This is a genomic window from Actinoplanes sp. NPDC000266, assembly GCF_042899005.1.
Lineage (GTDB): Bacteria > Actinomycetota > Actinomycetes > Mycobacteriales > Micromonosporaceae > Actinoplanes.
In genome coordinates this window covers 43,268-58,197 of the sequence record NZ_JBIAZI010000010.1, presented here as the reverse complement: position 1 = coordinate 58,197, position 14,930 = coordinate 43,268, and the positions used below count along the sequence as shown (strand labels likewise).

Below are 14,930 nucleotides of genomic sequence, written 5' to 3'. Positions count from 1 at the left end.
CGAAAAGTCACTGGCCCCAGTGGACGAAGCCCGCCCACGACACGACACGCGCCGGCTCGGTGTCCGCGAGCATGCGGCGCAGCGGGGGCGGCATGCCCTCGGGCGGCCGCCGGCCGTCGTCGAGCATCCACATCTGCGCCTGGCGCAGCGCGTCCCACGGCGGGCGGCCCTCGGCCGTCAGGAAGTGGTGGAACATGTACATGAGCAGGGAGGTGTCCTGGTCGGGGATGCTCCACTGGGTGGACAGCACCGAGCGGGCGCCGCCGGCCAGGAACATCGTGCCGATGCTGTACGCCTCGTCGTAGCCGTGGATCGACCGGCCGGTGTGGCAGGCGGCCAGCACGACCAGCGCCACTTCCCGCTCGACCGACGCCATCACACCGACGAGCTCGCCGGCGGTCAGGTCGCCGCCGGCCAGCAGCAGATGCGACGACGCGGCGGCCCGGTCGGTGGTCATGACGCCGTGTGAGGCGAGGTGCAGCATGGTGCCGGCCTCGCTGCTGTCGGCGCGCAGCCACCGGCGTACGTCATCGGCAGTGCCGGCGCCGGAGAGACTGACCCGCCCGTCCGGCCTCCGGCCGACGTAGGTCGCGCCCGGATAGAAAGAGCGGTGGATGGCGTACGCCTCGAGGCGCGCCGACCGCAGATCGGGCGCCCGCCCGCCGGTGTCCGGATCGGCCAGCACCAGACCGGCCCGCGTGATCCGGACCGGATCGGCGGCGGCGGTGTCGCAGAGCATCCGGGCCGAGGCCGCCTGCGACAGGGCGACCCGTTCCACCACGTACGTCCCCTCGGGGTCGCGCGCCGCCTGCCACGGCACCCGGGCCAGGTCGCCCATGGGGATCAGCACGAGCCGCGGCACCCGGTCCCCGCTCGGATAGGACGCGGTCAGCGGGCCCATCGCAGCCTTCCAGGCCCACGCGCACAGCGCGTCGAGGCTGTCGTCGACCGGCTCGTCGTCCTCACCCACGTCGCGGGTCGCGGCCGCGGTCAGGTGGACGCCCTCGGCGAGGACGAGATGCGGCAGGGGCACGTAGCGGGCCGGGCCCTCTACCGGCGCGATCACCGCCCAGCCCGGCGCCGGCGCCTCGGCGGGCACGAGATAGACCAGCGCGTCGGCGCCCAGCCGGGCCAGCGCCCGCTGGATCTCGTCCAGGTCGGGCGGGTCGAGCAGGCCGGTGTCGCTTGCCAGCACCTCCAGGACCTGCTCGCGCAGCCGCGGCGACGGCGCCGAGGTGGCCCGCCACCGGTCGGCCAGGTCGCGGTGCCCGGCGTCGGCCAGCCGGGTGCACGGGTCGCGGAGCTCCGTGGTGGCGAACAGCATCAGCCCGCGCCCGGCGTCCAGGGCGCGCAGCGCGTCCGCGGGCTGGTGGTCGATCAGGCAGCGGCTGGCCGCGGCCATGGCCTCCCGCGCCGCCTCGGCCGCGACCGCGCGGGCCGACGCCGGGTCGGGCTGGAGCAGGATCCGCCAGACATATCCGCGCAGGCCCTCCAGCGCGGCCAGCCGGGCCGGGGCCGAGTCGCCCCGGCGGCGGTGCAGGCCGGCCAGCATCTCGTTGACGAACGACCAGTGCTGGTGCTCGGGGCCGCCGGCCTCGGCGCGGGCCTCGGTCAGCAGGTCGATCGCCTCGTCCACGTCGGCCAGCGCGCCGGTCGCCTCCGACCGGCGGTTGAGGGTCAGCGCGAGCGTGGCCAGGCAGAACACGCGCTGCGGGTGGCCCGGCGGGGTCAGCTCCAGCGCCTGCCGCACCTCGTCCACCTCGCCGCTCAGGCCACCGCCGGCCATCAGGTGGAACGCCCGCTCGGCATCGTTCGCGCCCGGCGGCGGCTCGGGCAGGGCCGTACCCGTCAACATCGCGGTGAGGGTCGGCCCGACCTCGGCCATCGCCTCGCGCAGCGGGTTGCCCTCGGGCAGATCGCCGGAGCGGGCCAGCACGTCGGAGAACCTCGCCGCGGCGGCCATGTCGTCGCCGTTCTCGTGCGCCTCGATCGCCTCGAAGTAGCCGGGCATCAGGTCCATCATCGGCGCGATGCCGGGAGCACCGCCCGCGAGACCGCCGAGGCGGGCCAGTGCTTCCCTCATGGAGGCGGCGTCGGTGGCCGACACCGCCGTGTGCATGGTGTCGAACAACGTCCGCAGTCGCGGGTCGGCGCCGTACTCCTCGGACAGGCTCGCCAGCTCGGCCTTCACCCCGCTCGCGTCGACGGGGCCGCGCCGCGACACCGCGGCCATCAGCGCGTCCAGCCGCGCGGCGATGTTGTCGTCCGGTCGTGCCATCGCTCTCCCCCTCGTCGTGCGTCCACCTGGTTCTGACGGACGACGGCCCGGGTGGGCGGCTAGCGTTCGTCTTCGGTACGCAGGATCTCCAGCACCGTCGACACGATCCGGTCGAGTCGCTCGGCGTCGCCGAGCACCCGCTCGACCACGCCGGCCGGCTCGTCCGGATCGGCGCCGAAGACCGTGGTCAGCACCTCGACCACCACGACGCGGGCCGGCTCGCCGCGGGCCAGCCGGGCCCGGATGAGCCGCACGGCGCCGTGGGCCAGGGCGGTGAGCAGGCGCTCGTGCTCGTCGGCGGCGTCGGTGGCGGGCTCGCCCCGGCCCTCCAGCTGCGCGGCCGAGACGACCGGCGGCTGTTTGTGGCCCAGCGGCACCTCCACGTACTGCTCGTACCACTGCGGCCGCTTGTTCATGGCGCCGAGCACAGCCCGGATGTCGGCGCGCACGTCGGACTCGCCGTACGACGACCACCCACCGTGGCGCTCGCAGCGCCGCACGATCCAGCTGTCGACCGGCCACAGGTCGTGTCCGGCCGTGGCCGGCGTGCCCACCCAGATCAGGATCTGGGTGGCCAGGTCGATCAGCCAGGCGTCGCCGCCGAGCTCGGTGGCCAGCCAGGCCGGCACCCGCGGGCGTTGCAGGGCGCCGTTCGCGCCGCGCCGGCGTCGGTGCCCGTCCACGGTGGCCGGCACCAGGCGGCTGGCGATCCAGCCCTCCAGGTTCTCGATCGGCGTGCTCGCCCGGCGGGTGACGTCCTCGACGACCGCCTCGACGTCGTTCTCGAAGCGGTCCAGGCAGTCGGCGGCCAGGCGGCTCACCGAGCTCGCGCAGCCCGCGTGCCCCCGGCCCAGCTCGATCTTCTGCGTGAGCCGCCGATAGACGACCGGCCAGGCGATGGCGTACGTGGCGCCGGTCAGCCGCAGCCGGTCCGGTCCCGACATGCTCGCGATCGTGGCGGCCAGCAGACCCCGGCTCGCCAGGTCGCGAACCTCGTCGACGCCGTTCGTGTGGGTCGTTCCCAGCACCGCGCCCTCCCAGGAAATCTCAAGGTGACTCACCCTGACCCAGGAAGTCGCGGACGGTGAACAGCGACATGTTTTGTTCTGGCCGCCGGTCAGGCAGCGCGGCCACCGGCTCAGAGGAGGCATTCCGGCAACATGGTCCACAAGAGAGCGTCGGAAGGAGGATGGCATCGGGTGAACGACTTAGCCCGGGAGTGTGAAAACCTGGAGCGATGAGCGGCGACGAACCGGCACCGGACGCCCTGTCCGACTACCTGCGGTCGGAGCTGCGCGCGTCGAACGTCGACCTCGAGGCTCGCCTCCGCCGTATTGAGGCGATGCTGGCCGAATTGCCGGGATCGGCGGGAGACGCGACAAACTCTCGTTATTCGGAGCCCTGTCCGGAGAAGACTGATGAAGGCAGTTCTTCACTTCTGGACGGAGGCAACGATGCCAGGAAACCGAGCAGTGGTGTATGAGGGCCCAGGCCAGGTCGCGGTCCACGAGATCGACTATCCGACGTTCGAGCTGAAGGACGGCCCGGGCGTCAACAAGGCGAACATCGGGCGCCAGGCAAGGCACGGCGTCGTCCTCAAGACGATCGCCAGCAACATCTGCGGCAGCGACCAGCACATGGTGCGCGGGCGGACCACCGCCCCGGCCGGCCTGGTGCTCGGTCACGAGATCACCGGCGAGGTGGTCGAGGCGGGACCGGACGTCGAGTTCGTCAAGGTCGGTGACGTGTGCTCGGTGCCGTTCAACATCGCCTGCGGCCGGTGCCGCAACTGCAAGGAGGGCAAGACCGGCATCTGCCTGAACGTGAACCCGGACCGGCCCGGATCGGCGTACGGCTACGTCGACATGGGCGGCTGGATCGGCGGGCAGGCGGAGTACGTGCTGGTGCCGTACGCGGACTGGAACCTGCTCCGGTTCCCCGACCGCGACCAGGCGCTCGAGAAGATCCTCGATCTCACGATGCTGAGCGACATCTTCCCGACCGGCTATCACGGCTGCGTCAGCGCGGGCGTCACGACCGGTTCCACGGTGTACGTCGCCGGCGCCGGCCCGGTCGGCCTGGCCGCGGCGACCTCGGCCTACCTGCTGGGCGCGGCCGTGGTGATCGTCGGTGACCTGAACGAGGAGCGGCTGGCCCAGGCCCGCAGCTTCGGCTGCGAGACGGTGAACGTCGCGCAGGGCGACCCGACCGACCAGGTGCGCCAGATCCTCGGCCGCGACGCCCCGGCCATCGGCGAGCCGCTGGTCGACGCGGCGGTCGACGCGGTCGGCTTCGAGGCCCGCGGCCACGGCCAGAACGCGCAGACCGAGATGCCGGCCACGGTCCTCAACTCCCTGATGACGATCACCCGTGCCGGCGGCGCGATCGGCGTGCCCGGCCTCTACGTGACGGGCGACCCGGGCGGCGTCGACGAGGCGGCCAAGGAGGGTTCGCTCTCGCTGCGCCTGGGCCTGGGCTGGGCCAAGTCCCACTCCTTCGTCACCGGCCAGTGCCCGGTGATGAAGTACAACCGCAACCTGATGATGGCGATCCTGCACGACAAGGTGCAGATCGCGAAGAACGTCAACGCCACGCCGATCTCCCTCGACCAGGCCCCGCAGGGCTACCAGGAGTTCGACAAGGGCGCGGCCCGCAAGTACGTCCTCGACCCGCACGGCGTCGTGGGCAAGCGAGCGGCCTGACCTCTTCGAGCGGGCAGGCCATCCGGCCTGCCCGCTCGCCTAATCGAAGCCGGCGGGCAGCCGAAGCCCTTCCGCGGCGAGGTTCTCCTCCAGGTGGGCGATGCTCGCGGTGCCGGGAATCGGAACCATGACCGGCGACCGGCGCAACAGCCACGCGAGCGCGACCTGGGTCGCGGTGGCGCCGATCTCGGCCGCGACGGCGGCGATCCGATCGTTCTGGCCCGACGTCCCCGCCGCCACGGGCCGCCACGGCAGGAACGCGATGCCGTCTCGCTCGCAGGCGGCGAGCACCGGTTCGTGCTCGCGGTCGAGCAGGTTGTACCGGTTCTGCACGCTGGCCACCTCGACGATCCCCCGGGCCTGAGCAAGCTCGTCGACGGTCACCTCGGACAGCCCGATCCGGCCGATCTTGCCCTCGTTCCGAAGATCGCGCAGGGTGCCGACCTGGTCGGCCAGTGGCATCTCGGGGTCGATCCGATGGAGCTGGAGCAGGTCGATCCGTTCCACCCGCAACCGCCGCAGCGCCCGGTCGACCTGGTCCCGCAGGACGGACGGGCGGCCGTCGAGCCGCCACTCGCCGTCCGGGCCGGATCGTTCGACGCCGACCTTGGTCGTGATGACCAGGCCCTGCGGATAGGGGTGGAGGGCCTCGGCGAGCAACTCCTCGTTGGCGCCGCCGCCGTACAGATACGCGGTGTCGATCAGCGTGACGCCCAGCTCGACCGCCCGGCGGGCCACGGCGAGGGCGGACTCGCGGGCCGCCGCCGGTGCCGTCGGCAGGTGCATGGCGCCGAAGCCGATACGCCGTTTCATCGTGCTCATCGCGCTCATCGCGCTCATCGCGGGAAGGACTCGCGGATCGCCTCGTCGACCGGGCGGCCGGTGGGCGGCTCGACGAAGAGGTCGGTGAGCAGCAGGGCCGCGGCGTGCGAGGGGTCGACGCCGGACTGTTTGCGGGTCGCCCTCTGGAGGGCGCCGCCGGCGCTCAGGGCCGCTCGCACGACGGCGGCCGGGAGCGGTCGCACCTGGCGCGCCGGGCCGGCTATGCGGGCGATCATCTCGGCCCACGTCAGGTTCTGATCGGCGACCGGGATGTCGTCGCCGCTGCGGTTCTCGAGGGCGTCCACGGTCGTCTCGGCCACATGCCGGGCGGTGGTGACGGCGGTGCCTCCGGGCGGCGCCACGAGAGGGAACCGTGAGCGGGCCCATTTGCCGAGAGGGCCCGACCAGTTCGGGAGGCGGTCGCCGGATCGGCCGAAGACGAAAGGCAGTTCCAGTACGGCTACCGGCAGATCCGGGCCGGCGGCGGCGCGGCCCTCATGTGCCTGTTCCCGGCGACAGCGGATGTACGTGTGGTGCTCGGTCAACCGCCATTGTGGATGCAGGCGGTCGAAATACGTGTAGTACGAACCCATGAGGGCGCCCCGGGTGAGGCCCTCTTCCCGGGCCGCGGCGAAAAGGCGTACGACCGGGTCGATCATGTCCCGCCGAAAGGCGGGGTAGATCGGCTGGGGCAACGGTTTCTGCTCGTCGGTGCGCGTGGCCAGGACGACGCCGTCGCAACCGGACAGAATGGGCCGCGGATCCCCGCTCTTGACATCGAAGGCGTGGTCGACGCCGGGGCGCGGACTCCGCGCGGCCGTTATCGCCTTGTGCCCGCGCTCGCGCAGCACCTCCACGACTTGGGCACCGATCAGGCCGCTTCCACCGACGACGAGAATTCGCACGTACGCATCGTCGCGCGCCCGTCAAGCCTTCGGGTTGACCGCGTACAGGCAGCCGGCGCTCTTGCCGACCAGCCGCAGGCCGACCAGGTCGCCGGCGCCCCAGGTGGCCTTCTTGGTGGTCAGCATCGGGTACATGATCTCGTACTTGTCGCTGATCTTCGGGTGGTCGAGACCGACCGCGTGACCGATCTCGTGCATCAGCAACTGGCCGGTGGTGCCGCCCTTTCCGGCCGCGAAACCGCGCGCCATCTTCTTGGTGAGGGTGGCATTGAGAACGACCCGGCCCTCGGTCATGCTCCATGCCTGGGCGCCGGACGCGGTAAAGGCGCCGCGGGCCATGTAGCCGCCCATTCCGGCCGTGGTCGTGGTCTTTCCGAGCATGCTGCTGTGCACGCCCGGGGTGACCCAGGCGATCACGATCTCGGTGCCGGACGGATAGACGCCGCTGTAGCCCTTGTTGGCCGAGGGGATGGCCGCCGTCGTCCCCGCGTACCGGAAAGTCAGGCCCGTCGCCTTGGCGACGTTGGCGAATGCTGTCTTGACCTCGGGCAGGGAATTCTGCGGGGCGCGGGTCAGATTGACGCGGTAATCGATGGGGCCTGAGCACGGATTCCAGCGGGCGACCGGCCCTTTGCCGTCGGTCTGGCTGAGCAGTTTGTAGGCCTTCGCGTTGCCCGCGGCCTGCGCGACGCCCGGCTGCATGATGATCAAGGGCAGGGCGGCGACGACGGCGAAGGCGGCACGGGACCAGCGGGGCATGGGGGACTCCGATTCTCTTGCGGACCCCGAAGATCGGCAGCCCGCGCCCCGATCCGAGTTGCCGTTCGGTAGTTATCCACAGCCCCCGCACGATCTTCCGCGCCTTCGGTACTGTCGGTCGATCGAACGGAGGTCAAATGCGCAGAAACAGTGATGAAACACGCCCGCAGTTGGCCGACGAGACCGTCGACCAGGCGGTACAGGCCGCCCGGGGCGGCCGGCTGCACGAGCTCGAAGACAGCCTCATGCTGCTGACCGGCCCCCTCGGCGAGCAGGAGGTCAACCGCGCCCTGCTCACGGCCCTGCTAGGCGCCGTCCGACGCTGCTGGCGACAGGGATGGCAGCCGGCCGAGCTGGCCCGGTGCGCCCGCCGCGACCAGTCGGCGCGCCACGCCAAGCTGATGGGCGACGCCATGGCGGCCGAGATGCGCGCCCACGCGGCCGCCACCACCGACCACCGGTGGCAGGCACAGATCGCCGACCTGGGCGCCACGGTGTGGTGGGAACACGACGACCTTTATCTGACGGCATGGGCCGAGCGCGAAAGCCTCCCCCGCCTGACCGCGATCGTCACGGTGGTCGAGGCCCTCTGCCTGCTCGACTCCCTGCCCGCGATCGAGCAGATCATCCCGCCGCCCGGCGCGCCGTCTTCCTTCACGGAGACGGCCGATCTCGACCAGCGCACGCTGCTCAAGGTGCGCGCCCTGCTGGCCAAGGCCGAGTCGACCGACTTCCCCGAGGAGGCCGAGGCGTGCACGGCGAAGGCGCAGGAGCTGATGGCCCGCCACCGCATCGACCACGCCCTGCTGACGGTGAAGACGGGCCGTCGTGACCGGCCGGCCAGCTTGAGGGTGGCGGTCGACAGCCCGTACGAGGCCCCGAAGACCCTGCTCCTCCAGGTGGTCGCCGAGGCCAACAGCTGCCGAGCGGTGTGGACGAAGAGATTCGGCTTCTCCACCTTGATCGGCTTCCCCACCGACCTGAACACCACCGAGATCCTCTTCACCTCCCTGCTGGTGCAGGCGACCAGGGCGATGACCCACGAGAGATCAAGCGCGAGATCCTTCCGCCAGTCGTTCCTGACGGCATACGCCTCCCGCATAGGCGAACGCCTGACCGCGGCCGTCCAGGAGGTGACCCCCGCGGCCGACTTGCTGCCGGTGCTGGCCGCCCGGGACGACGAGGTCGACGAGGAGCTCGACAAGCAGTTCCCCCACGTAACCCACAGAACAACAACGGTAAGCAACAGAGCCGGCTGGCTGTCAGGCCGAGCAGCCGCCGACCGAGCAGCCTTGCACGCCCGCCAGGAGGTGACGAACCGCTGACGACATAGATGGACTTCCCTTGTTAGCGTCGAGAGCCATGACCGCCAGGCCAAGGCCCCACGAAGGCGACAGCGGTCCTCCACGCCCACCAAGGCCCAGAGTCCCGACCAACGTGGACGACGCCCACGACACCGTGGCGATGGTCGCCGGCGCCGGCCGACCGGGCACCGCCCATTCGGCTCCGCGGCCCGCGCCGACCGCGGGCGACGTCGAGATGGCCGCGGTCATGAGGCGCTACGAGCAACTGGGAGACGAGCCACCACGGTTCAACATCGCCGAGAACGAAGCCGCGCATCGGCGTGCTCACACACTCGATCATCACGGGCCGGACATCCCTCTCCAACGGCACCTCGGACCGAAGACCGTCGAGGGGCGTATCTATGGGGATGGCGAATGGAACGACGCCGTCAACGCCTCTCTCAGATGGACCGATCCCTCGACCATGCATCGAGAGATCAACGGCTACATCCAGCAGAACTGGTCGCGCATCCGCGACGACCTGGCATTGGAGGAATCTCACGACGGCTTGTTCAACGCGGGTCATCGGATCGGCGAGGGTTACTACAACAACGGCATGTATGGCGTCGGCCCACGTCAGGCCGAGTACATCACGACCAGTCTCGTCAGGATCCGCATAAAGCTCGTGAAGGACGCCGATCCGGCACAGCCTTACCTCCTCACCGCCTACCCGGCGGCGCTAGGGTCTTGAATCATGGACACGTCAGGCCTGCCCGAGTCGCTTCGCGCGCGCATCGCGGAGCGGTCGGCGCTTTCGCCCATCGACAAGGTGCGCGCACTGCTGCACAGCTACGTCCACGACGCGGACAGCTTCGAAGAGGTCCGTGAAGAGCTCCAGGACACGGCGGAGACCAACACCCTCTTCCTCGAGCAATACCAGGTCGCCTTGGAAACCATCCTTTCCGAGCCTCAGCCCGAGGGAACGCTCCTCCGCCTCGTCGCCGGTGACGGGAACCGTGGTCTGGACGACCCGACGGACGCCTCGGCCGATGTCTACCTCCGCCGGCTCCTCGAGACTCTTCGCTCGGTGATCGCTGCTGCCAAGGGGTAGCGCTCGCCTCCTAGCATCCATAGGCATGACTGGCGCTCTCGGTGAAAGTGACTTTCTCACGCCCGACGGCTCGCGCGCCTATCTTCGGGACTGGAAGCAGCGCGTCGATCAGAATGCTGTCAACGCTCAAGCTCTGAGTGAGCGGCTCGGTGAACTGCGCGCCGCCGGGCGTGATGGCAATGATCTGGTCGAAATCACCGTTGATGCCTCTGGGGTGTTGCGGGATATTCGCTTCACCGATCGGATTCAGCGGGTTGCGCCGGATGTTGTCGGGCGGGCCGTCATGGCTGCTCTGCGCGAGGCTCGGCACGAGGCCGGCCGGCGGACCCAGGCGATCATCGTGGACACCGTGGGGGCCGACTCCCTTGCCGGGCGGGTCATCGGCGAACGGCTGGAACAGCATGGCTGACGGGTTCTCGGTTGACGCCGCGCAGATCCGGGCGCACGCCGCCAAGATTGACGCTGTGCAGGAGCGGTTCTCCGCTGTCAAAGCGGCCAGCTCCGCCATCACTCAGGACGACGCCGCGTACGGGCTGCTCTGTGGCTGGATCTCCGGGATCCTGGAGTCGCGGCACGTGCGGCAGGACCAGCTCATCGCGTACGTCGAGGAGAATCTGCGGCTCGCCGGTGATGCTCTGCGGCAGACCGGCGCCGGCTACGAGCAGGTCGATGACGCGGCCGCCCAGCGTCTGCGGAAGGCGGGCAACCTGTGAGCTCCTCGCTGGTCGCCAACGTCATCAACCCGGGCGGCAGCACCACCGGCGCCTCCCTCGTCGACAGCTTTCAAGGGCTGCACCAGTCCGTGAGCAGCCGCAACTGGGTCGACGGCGCCCTCGCCGGGGGCGCCTTCGCCCTCGAGGCCACCGCCACCGTGCTCGACCCCTTCAGTTCGCTGCTGGCCAACGGGCTCGGATGGGCCATGGAGTATTTCGAGCCGCTGCGCGAGGTTCTCGACAAGCTCGCCGGCATTCCCGACCGTGTCGCCTCCCACGCCGCCACCTGGCAGAACATCTCCGGCGAGCTTCAGTCGATGTCCGCCGACCTCCAAGGGCATCTGGCCGCCGATCTTCCCGACTGGCAGGGTCCGGCCGCCACCACATACCAGTCCCTGATGGCCAACAACGTCGACGCCCTGGGCGGACTCAGCGTCCTCGCCGCCACCATGTCCTCGGCCACCGAGGCCGCCGGCAACCTGGTCACCTTCACCCGCGACATCGTCCGCGACCTCATCGCCGACCTGGTGGCCCGCGTCATCGTCTGGGCCGCCGAGGCGCTCCTGGTCATCACCATCCCGATCGTCGCCGCCCAGATCGCCTCGGCCGTCGTCAAATGGGCCGGCCGCATCCTCGGCTACACCACCGCCCTCATCACCAGCCTCACCAACCTGACCCGCCTCATGCAGGGCTGACAGCGTCACGCTTTCGAGCGGGTTCCCAGCAGAGCGCTCAAGCCTCCCGCCCTCTGCAGTTTCTGCCAGCCGAGGCGGATACCGCCCAGGGCGGCCAATGTGGACTGGATCAGGACCAGGTACATGAGCTGGCGGTAGACGAACTGCTGCAGCGGGACGGCCCACATCGGTTTCAGGGACTCTCGGTCCAGGCGGAAGGCGTACGCCGTGCTGGCCAGCTGGATGCCCAGCATCGCGAACCAGGCGATCAGTGTTTCGAGCGGATCCAGGAAGATCAGGCCGTAGATCAGGAAGACGTCGATCAGCGGGGACAGCAGGGGCATCAAGGTCTGGAAGAGGGCCAGGTTGATCAGGCCCCGGCGGCCGAACTTTCCGCCGGGGCCCCGTTCGATCAAGGCCCGGCGGTGCTTCCACATCGCCTGCATCGTGCCGTAGCTCCAGCGGTAACGCTGGCGCCACAGCTGGCGGATCGTTGTCGGGGCCTCCGTCCAGGCTCGGGCGTTCTCCTCGTAGACCACGCGCCAGCCCGCCCGGATGATGGCGATCGTCAGGTCCGTGTCCTCGGCCAGCGTGTCGTCGCTGAGACCGTTCACCTGGGACAGGGCCGTGCGGCGGAACGCTCCGATCGCCCCGGGGACCGTGGCCATGCAGCGCATCTCGTCGTAGGCGCGGCGGTCGATGCTGAAACCGACCACGTATTCGATGTGCTGCCAGCGGGCGATCATGCCCTTGCGGTTGGCGACCTTCGCGTTGCCGGCCACGGCGCCGATCGACTTGTCGGCGAAGGGCTGCACGAGGTGACGTACCGTGTCCGGCTCGAAGACGGTGTCGCCGTCCATCATCACCACGACTTCGGTCGTCGCGGCGGCTATCCCGGTGTTCAGGGCGGCCGGCTTTCCCGCGTTGGGTTGCCAGATCACCGTCACATTCTTGAAGCCCAGGGAATCGGCGATTTCGGCCGTGCCATCCGTCGAGCCGTCGTCCACCACTATGACGCGGATCGGATAGGTGCTGGCGGCCAGCGATCGGACGGTGTCGGCAATGCATTCCTTTTCGTTGTACGCGGGCACGACCACCGTCACCGGTTTCTCATACCGGATCTGGCGGGAGCGCCGATGACGGCGGGCGTGGCGGCGGCCCAGGATCAGCATGAGCGCGAGCCGGGCGATCGTCAGCACGCCGAAAGCCACCAGCAGCCAGGTGAACCAATGGGTGACGAGCTGGGCGATCAGCACGGCCAGGACGATGCCGCCGCCGAGGATCCGCGAGTCGGCCGACGCGGCCGGGTTGACCGTCGACATGCCGGTCACGTCGGCGACCGTGGTGAAGCTGTAGCCCTTCTTCAGGAGCTCGGGGATGACCGTGGACAGGGCCGACGCCGTACGGGACCGGTCGCCTCCGCCGTCGTGGAACAGCAGGATGGCGCCGTCGTCGTCCTCGGGGGTGACCGCCTTGATGATGTCGTCGATGCTGACCGAGGGTTCCCAGTCGCGGCTGTCGAGGTTGTTGACGACGGTGAGGTAGCCGCGCTCCCCCATGTCCTGGATGACGGTCCAGTTGGTGTTGTCGAGCGCGTCGACGGTCGACGAGTACGGCGGCCGGAAGATCACGCTGGAGACGCCGGCCGCGCCGGCCAGGGCGAGCTGCGTCTCCCGCATCTCGACGGTGCGACGCCACTCGTTCTTGGTGGACATCTCCGGATGGGTGAACGTGTGGATGCCGATCTCGTGGCCCTCGTCCTTCACCTGGCGTACGAGGCCGGGGTACTTGGCGATCTCCGAGCCGATCATGAAGAACGTGCCGGGCACGTGGTACTGGGCCAGCACCTTGAGGATCTCCGGGGTGTACTCCGGGTCGGGGCCGTCGTCGAAGGTCAGCACGATCTGCTTGCTGGGGGTGCTGACCGTCTTGGTGGTGGTGCCGTCGGTCTGGATGATCGGGCCGCCGTCGAGGGCCGCCTTCGGCACCTTGTCGGTCTCGGCGGTGGACTCGGCCGCGCCGTCCTGGGTGAACTCGCCCGTCACCAGGCCGTTGACCAGCAGCATGCTGGCGAACAGGCTCACCACCACGGCGAAGACGATCCAGCGCGGCTCCGGCACGCGGAGGCGGCGTCTGGCTGTCGCCGGCTCCGGCGCCGGCTTCTCGGCCGGCGGTGGCGGCTTCCTCGAGGTGTAGACGGTCACGACCAACCCTTCAAATTGTGATTTAAACCGCAAAAAGCGATTGCTTACGTACGCTCTCCGTCCGATTCGCGGCTAAAAAGAACCCACAAAGGACGTCCGATTTAACCGCCTTAATGCTGATAGTTAGGCATCGATCACAGGGATAAATGCCAAGATCTCGGGCATGAATCCGAAACGCCGCTCGATGGTCTGCCTCACGGCGGCCGCGCTGATGCTCGCCGCCGGCTGCAAGGCGAGCGACGCGGCCGACGCCAGCCCTCTCCCCCACGCGACCACAGCGATCGCGACCAGCGCCTCGCCCACGGCCGCCGTCGAGAAGAAGACTCCGGCCGTGGCGCCGTACATCGACGTCACCAGCGGAACCACCGACATCAGCAAGATTTCCGCCAAGACCGGAATGACTGATTTTTCGCTGGCCTTCATCCTGGCCAAGAGCACGACGTCGTGCTCTCCCACCTGGGGCGGCACGAAGGCGCTGACCGACAGCACCGTCCAGGCGCAGGTCAAAAAGATCGCCACGCTCGGCGGCAAGGTCGTCGTCTCCAGCGGAGGCGCCACCGGCACGTATCTCGAGAGCGTCTGCACCTCGGCCCAGCTCGCGAAGGCGTACACCCAAGCTCTGAATGCCACCGGGAGCAACGCCCTCGACGTCGACATCGAGCAGACGGTCGCACCCGAGACCGTGGCCAAGGCACTCGCCACATTGCAGGCCGCGCGCGGCACCGCGATCAGCCTCACCGTGCCGGTCGGCGGCATGACCGTCGGGCTGACCGCCACGAGCATCGCCCTGCTGCGCAGCGTCAAGAACGCCGGCGTCGAGGTCACCGTCAACCCGATGATCATGAATTTCGACGCGAGCGGCGGCTGGGGCGCCGCGATGATCGCCGCTACGGAGGCCGTGCACACCGACCTGAAGGCGATCTGGACCGGCCGGACCAGCGCCCAGCTCTACGCGATGCTCGGCATCACCCCGATGATCGGGGTCAACGACACCGGCCCGGTCACGACGGTCGCCAATGCCAAGACCTTGCTGACGTACGCCGAACAGAAGAACCTGGCGTTCATCAGGTTCTGGTCGATCAACCGCGACAACGGCAACTGCGCATCGGGCAGCCTGAGCGGTACGTGCAGCGGTATCACCCAGAGCGACTACGCCTTCACGTCCCTGTTCTCCGGCTACGGGAAGTGACACCCTGTCAGCGTTCGGAGGCGGGCGTGGAGATCGTCCCCTTGGTCGGCAGGTCGGCCGACGGCGCCTGCACGACGCTCATCGCCACCACGCCGATGTAGACCACGGCGGCCAGCGCCGCCGCCACGCCCGACATCACCAAAAGCCTCTTGCGCCGGCCGGTCGCGTCGACGAAAACCTTGGCGCCGTCGTTCTCGTGCAGCCGTGCCGAGGCGTAGATCATGATTGTGGTTCCCTCCGAGCGCGGGCGGGTCTCAGCGGACCCGCCATCGCCCAGCAAAGTAGGAGCC

At 69.5% G+C, this 14,930-nt stretch carries 16 protein-coding genes; 9 read left to right on the top strand and 7 right to left on the bottom strand.

The window, feature by feature from the left end; genetic code table 11:
• Positions 1-7 precede the first annotated feature (7 nt).
• Positions 8-2,278 carry a CHAT domain-containing protein gene (locus tag ACFY36_RS35590; RefSeq protein WP_499750298.1) on the bottom strand — a complete coding sequence of 757 codons (2,271 nt, stop codon included), beginning with the start codon at positions 2,276-2,278 and terminating at the stop codon, positions 8-10.
• A gap of 59 nt (positions 2,279-2,337) precedes the next feature.
• On the bottom strand, positions 2,338-3,306 hold the full coding sequence (locus ACFY36_RS35585) for a hypothetical protein (RefSeq protein ID WP_499750297.1): 969 nt from the start codon (positions 3,304-3,306) through the stop codon (positions 2,338-2,340).
• A gap of 209 nt (positions 3,307-3,515) precedes the next feature.
• On the opposite strand from ACFY36_RS35585, the gene ACFY36_RS35580 reads away from it, so the two are divergent.
• Both ACFY36_RS35580 and fdhA read left to right on the top strand, forming a co-directional pair.
• Positions 3,516-3,761, top strand: coding sequence for a hypothetical protein (locus ACFY36_RS35580; protein ID WP_499750296.1), 246 nt, complete (start codon positions 3,516-3,518; stop codon positions 3,759-3,761).
• Positions 3,754-4,980 carry a formaldehyde dehydrogenase, glutathione-independent gene (fdhA, locus tag ACFY36_RS35575; RefSeq protein ID WP_499750295.1) on the top strand — a complete coding sequence of 409 codons (1,227 nt, stop codon included), beginning with the start codon at positions 3,754-3,756 and terminating at the stop codon, positions 4,978-4,980. The genes ACFY36_RS35580 and fdhA overlap by 8 nt, the downstream gene beginning before the upstream one ends.
• A gap of 39 nt (positions 4,981-5,019) precedes the next feature.
• On the opposite strand, the gene ACFY36_RS35570 is transcribed toward fdhA, so the two are convergent.
• Genes ACFY36_RS35570 through ACFY36_RS35560 form a run of 3 tightly spaced genes read right to left on the bottom strand, consistent with a single transcriptional unit; the run spans position 5,020 to position 7,466 of the window.
• Positions 5,020-5,802, bottom strand: a complete 783-nt coding sequence (locus ACFY36_RS35570; protein WP_499750294.1) for an aldo/keto reductase — start codon at positions 5,800-5,802, stop codon at positions 5,020-5,022.
• A gap of 14 nt (positions 5,803-5,816) precedes the next feature.
• Positions 5,817-6,707 (bottom strand): NAD-dependent epimerase/dehydratase family protein, encoded by an 891-nt coding sequence (locus ACFY36_RS35565; RefSeq protein ID WP_499750293.1) that lies wholly within the window; start codon positions 6,705-6,707, stop codon positions 5,817-5,819.
• A 21-nt stretch (positions 6,708-6,728) separates the two neighbouring features.
• The gene (locus ACFY36_RS35560; protein WP_499750292.1) at positions 6,729-7,466 is read right to left on the bottom strand and encodes a matrixin family metalloprotease; all 738 of its coding nucleotides are present in this window, start codon (positions 7,464-7,466) and stop codon (positions 6,729-6,731) included.
• Between the two features lie 137 nt (positions 7,467-7,603).
• Between ACFY36_RS35560 and ACFY36_RS35555 the strand changes: the two genes are divergently transcribed.
• From ACFY36_RS35555 to ACFY36_RS35530, 6 genes are all read left to right on the top strand, one after another.
• Positions 7,604-8,791 (top strand): DUF2786 domain-containing protein, encoded by a 1,188-nt coding sequence (locus tag ACFY36_RS35555; protein WP_499750291.1) that lies wholly within the window; start codon positions 7,604-7,606, stop codon positions 8,789-8,791.
• Positions 8,792-8,903: 112 nt separating this feature from the next.
• Positions 8,904-9,500, top strand: a complete 597-nt coding sequence (locus ACFY36_RS35550) for a hypothetical protein (protein WP_499750290.1) — start codon at positions 8,904-8,906, stop codon at positions 9,498-9,500.
• Between the two features lie 3 nt (positions 9,501-9,503).
• Complete coding sequence (locus tag ACFY36_RS35545; RefSeq protein ID WP_499750289.1) at positions 9,504-9,860, top strand: hypothetical protein; 357 nt, start codon at positions 9,504-9,506, stop codon at positions 9,858-9,860.
• Positions 9,861-9,885: 25 nt separating this feature from the next.
• A complete protein-coding gene (locus ACFY36_RS35540; RefSeq protein WP_499750288.1) occupies positions 9,886-10,269 on the top strand; it encodes a YbaB/EbfC family nucleoid-associated protein in 384 nt (127 codons plus the stop codon).
• Positions 10,262-10,573, top strand: a complete 312-nt coding sequence (locus ACFY36_RS35535; RefSeq protein ID WP_499750287.1) for a type VII secretion target — start codon at positions 10,262-10,264, stop codon at positions 10,571-10,573. The genes ACFY36_RS35540 and ACFY36_RS35535 overlap by 8 nt, the downstream gene beginning before the upstream one ends.
• Positions 10,570-11,268: a WXG100 family type VII secretion target gene (locus tag ACFY36_RS35530; protein ID WP_499750286.1), complete on the top strand. Its 699-nt coding sequence runs from the start codon at positions 10,570-10,572 to the stop codon at positions 11,266-11,268. The genes ACFY36_RS35535 and ACFY36_RS35530 overlap by 4 nt, the downstream gene beginning before the upstream one ends.
• Before the next feature lie 5 nt (positions 11,269-11,273).
• Here ACFY36_RS35530 and ACFY36_RS35525 read toward each other — a convergent pair whose 3' ends face one another.
• Positions 11,274-13,451 carry a bifunctional polysaccharide deacetylase/glycosyltransferase family 2 protein gene (locus tag ACFY36_RS35525; protein WP_499750285.1) on the bottom strand — a complete coding sequence of 726 codons (2,178 nt, stop codon included), beginning with the start codon at positions 13,449-13,451 and terminating at the stop codon, positions 11,274-11,276.
• Between the two features lie 163 nt (positions 13,452-13,614).
• On the opposite strand from ACFY36_RS35525, the gene ACFY36_RS35520 reads away from it, so the two are divergent.
• Entirely contained in the window at positions 13,615-14,640 is a 1,026-nt protein-coding gene (locus ACFY36_RS35520; protein ID WP_499750284.1) for a glycoside hydrolase family 18 protein, read from the top strand.
• A gap of 7 nt (positions 14,641-14,647) precedes the next feature.
• On the opposite strand, the gene ACFY36_RS35515 is transcribed toward ACFY36_RS35520, so the two are convergent.
• Positions 14,648-14,863 carry a hypothetical protein gene (locus ACFY36_RS35515; RefSeq protein WP_097320188.1) on the bottom strand — a complete coding sequence of 72 codons (216 nt, stop codon included), beginning with the start codon at positions 14,861-14,863 and terminating at the stop codon, positions 14,648-14,650.
• Between the last annotated feature and the right edge of the window lie 67 nt (positions 14,864-14,930).

Excerpts from the sequence above, each read along its gene's own strand:
- ACFY36_RS35580 (WP_499750296.1), top strand. The coding sequence starts at position 3,516 with ATGAGCGGCGACGAACCGGCACCGGACGCCCTGTCCGACTACCTGCGG.
- ACFY36_RS35560 (WP_499750292.1), bottom strand. The coding sequence starts at position 7,466 with ATGCCCCGCTGGTCCCGTGCCGCCTTCGCCGTCGTCGCCGCCCTGCCC.
- ACFY36_RS35535 (WP_499750287.1), top strand. The coding sequence starts at position 10,262 with ATGGCTGACGGGTTCTCGGTTGACGCCGCGCAGATCCGGGCGCACGCC.
- ACFY36_RS35520 (WP_499750284.1), top strand. The coding sequence starts at position 13,615 with ATGAATCCGAAACGCCGCTCGATGGTCTGCCTCACGGCGGCCGCGCTG.
- ACFY36_RS35555 (WP_499750291.1), top strand. The coding sequence starts at position 7,604 with ATGCGCAGAAACAGTGATGAAACACGCCCGCAGTTGGCCGACGAGACC.
- ACFY36_RS35540 (WP_499750288.1), top strand. The coding sequence starts at position 9,886 with ATGACTGGCGCTCTCGGTGAAAGTGACTTTCTCACGCCCGACGGCTCG.
- ACFY36_RS35545 (WP_499750289.1), top strand. The coding sequence starts at position 9,504 with ATGGACACGTCAGGCCTGCCCGAGTCGCTTCGCGCGCGCATCGCGGAG.
- ACFY36_RS35515 (WP_097320188.1), bottom strand. The coding sequence starts at position 14,863 with ATGATCTACGCCTCGGCACGGCTGCACGAGAACGACGGCGCCAAGGTT.
- ACFY36_RS35590 (WP_499750298.1), bottom strand. The coding sequence starts at position 2,278 with ATGGCACGACCGGACGACAACATCGCCGCGCGGCTGGACGCGCTGATG.
- ACFY36_RS35570 (WP_499750294.1), bottom strand. The coding sequence starts at position 5,802 with ATGAGCACGATGAAACGGCGTATCGGCTTCGGCGCCATGCACCTGCCG.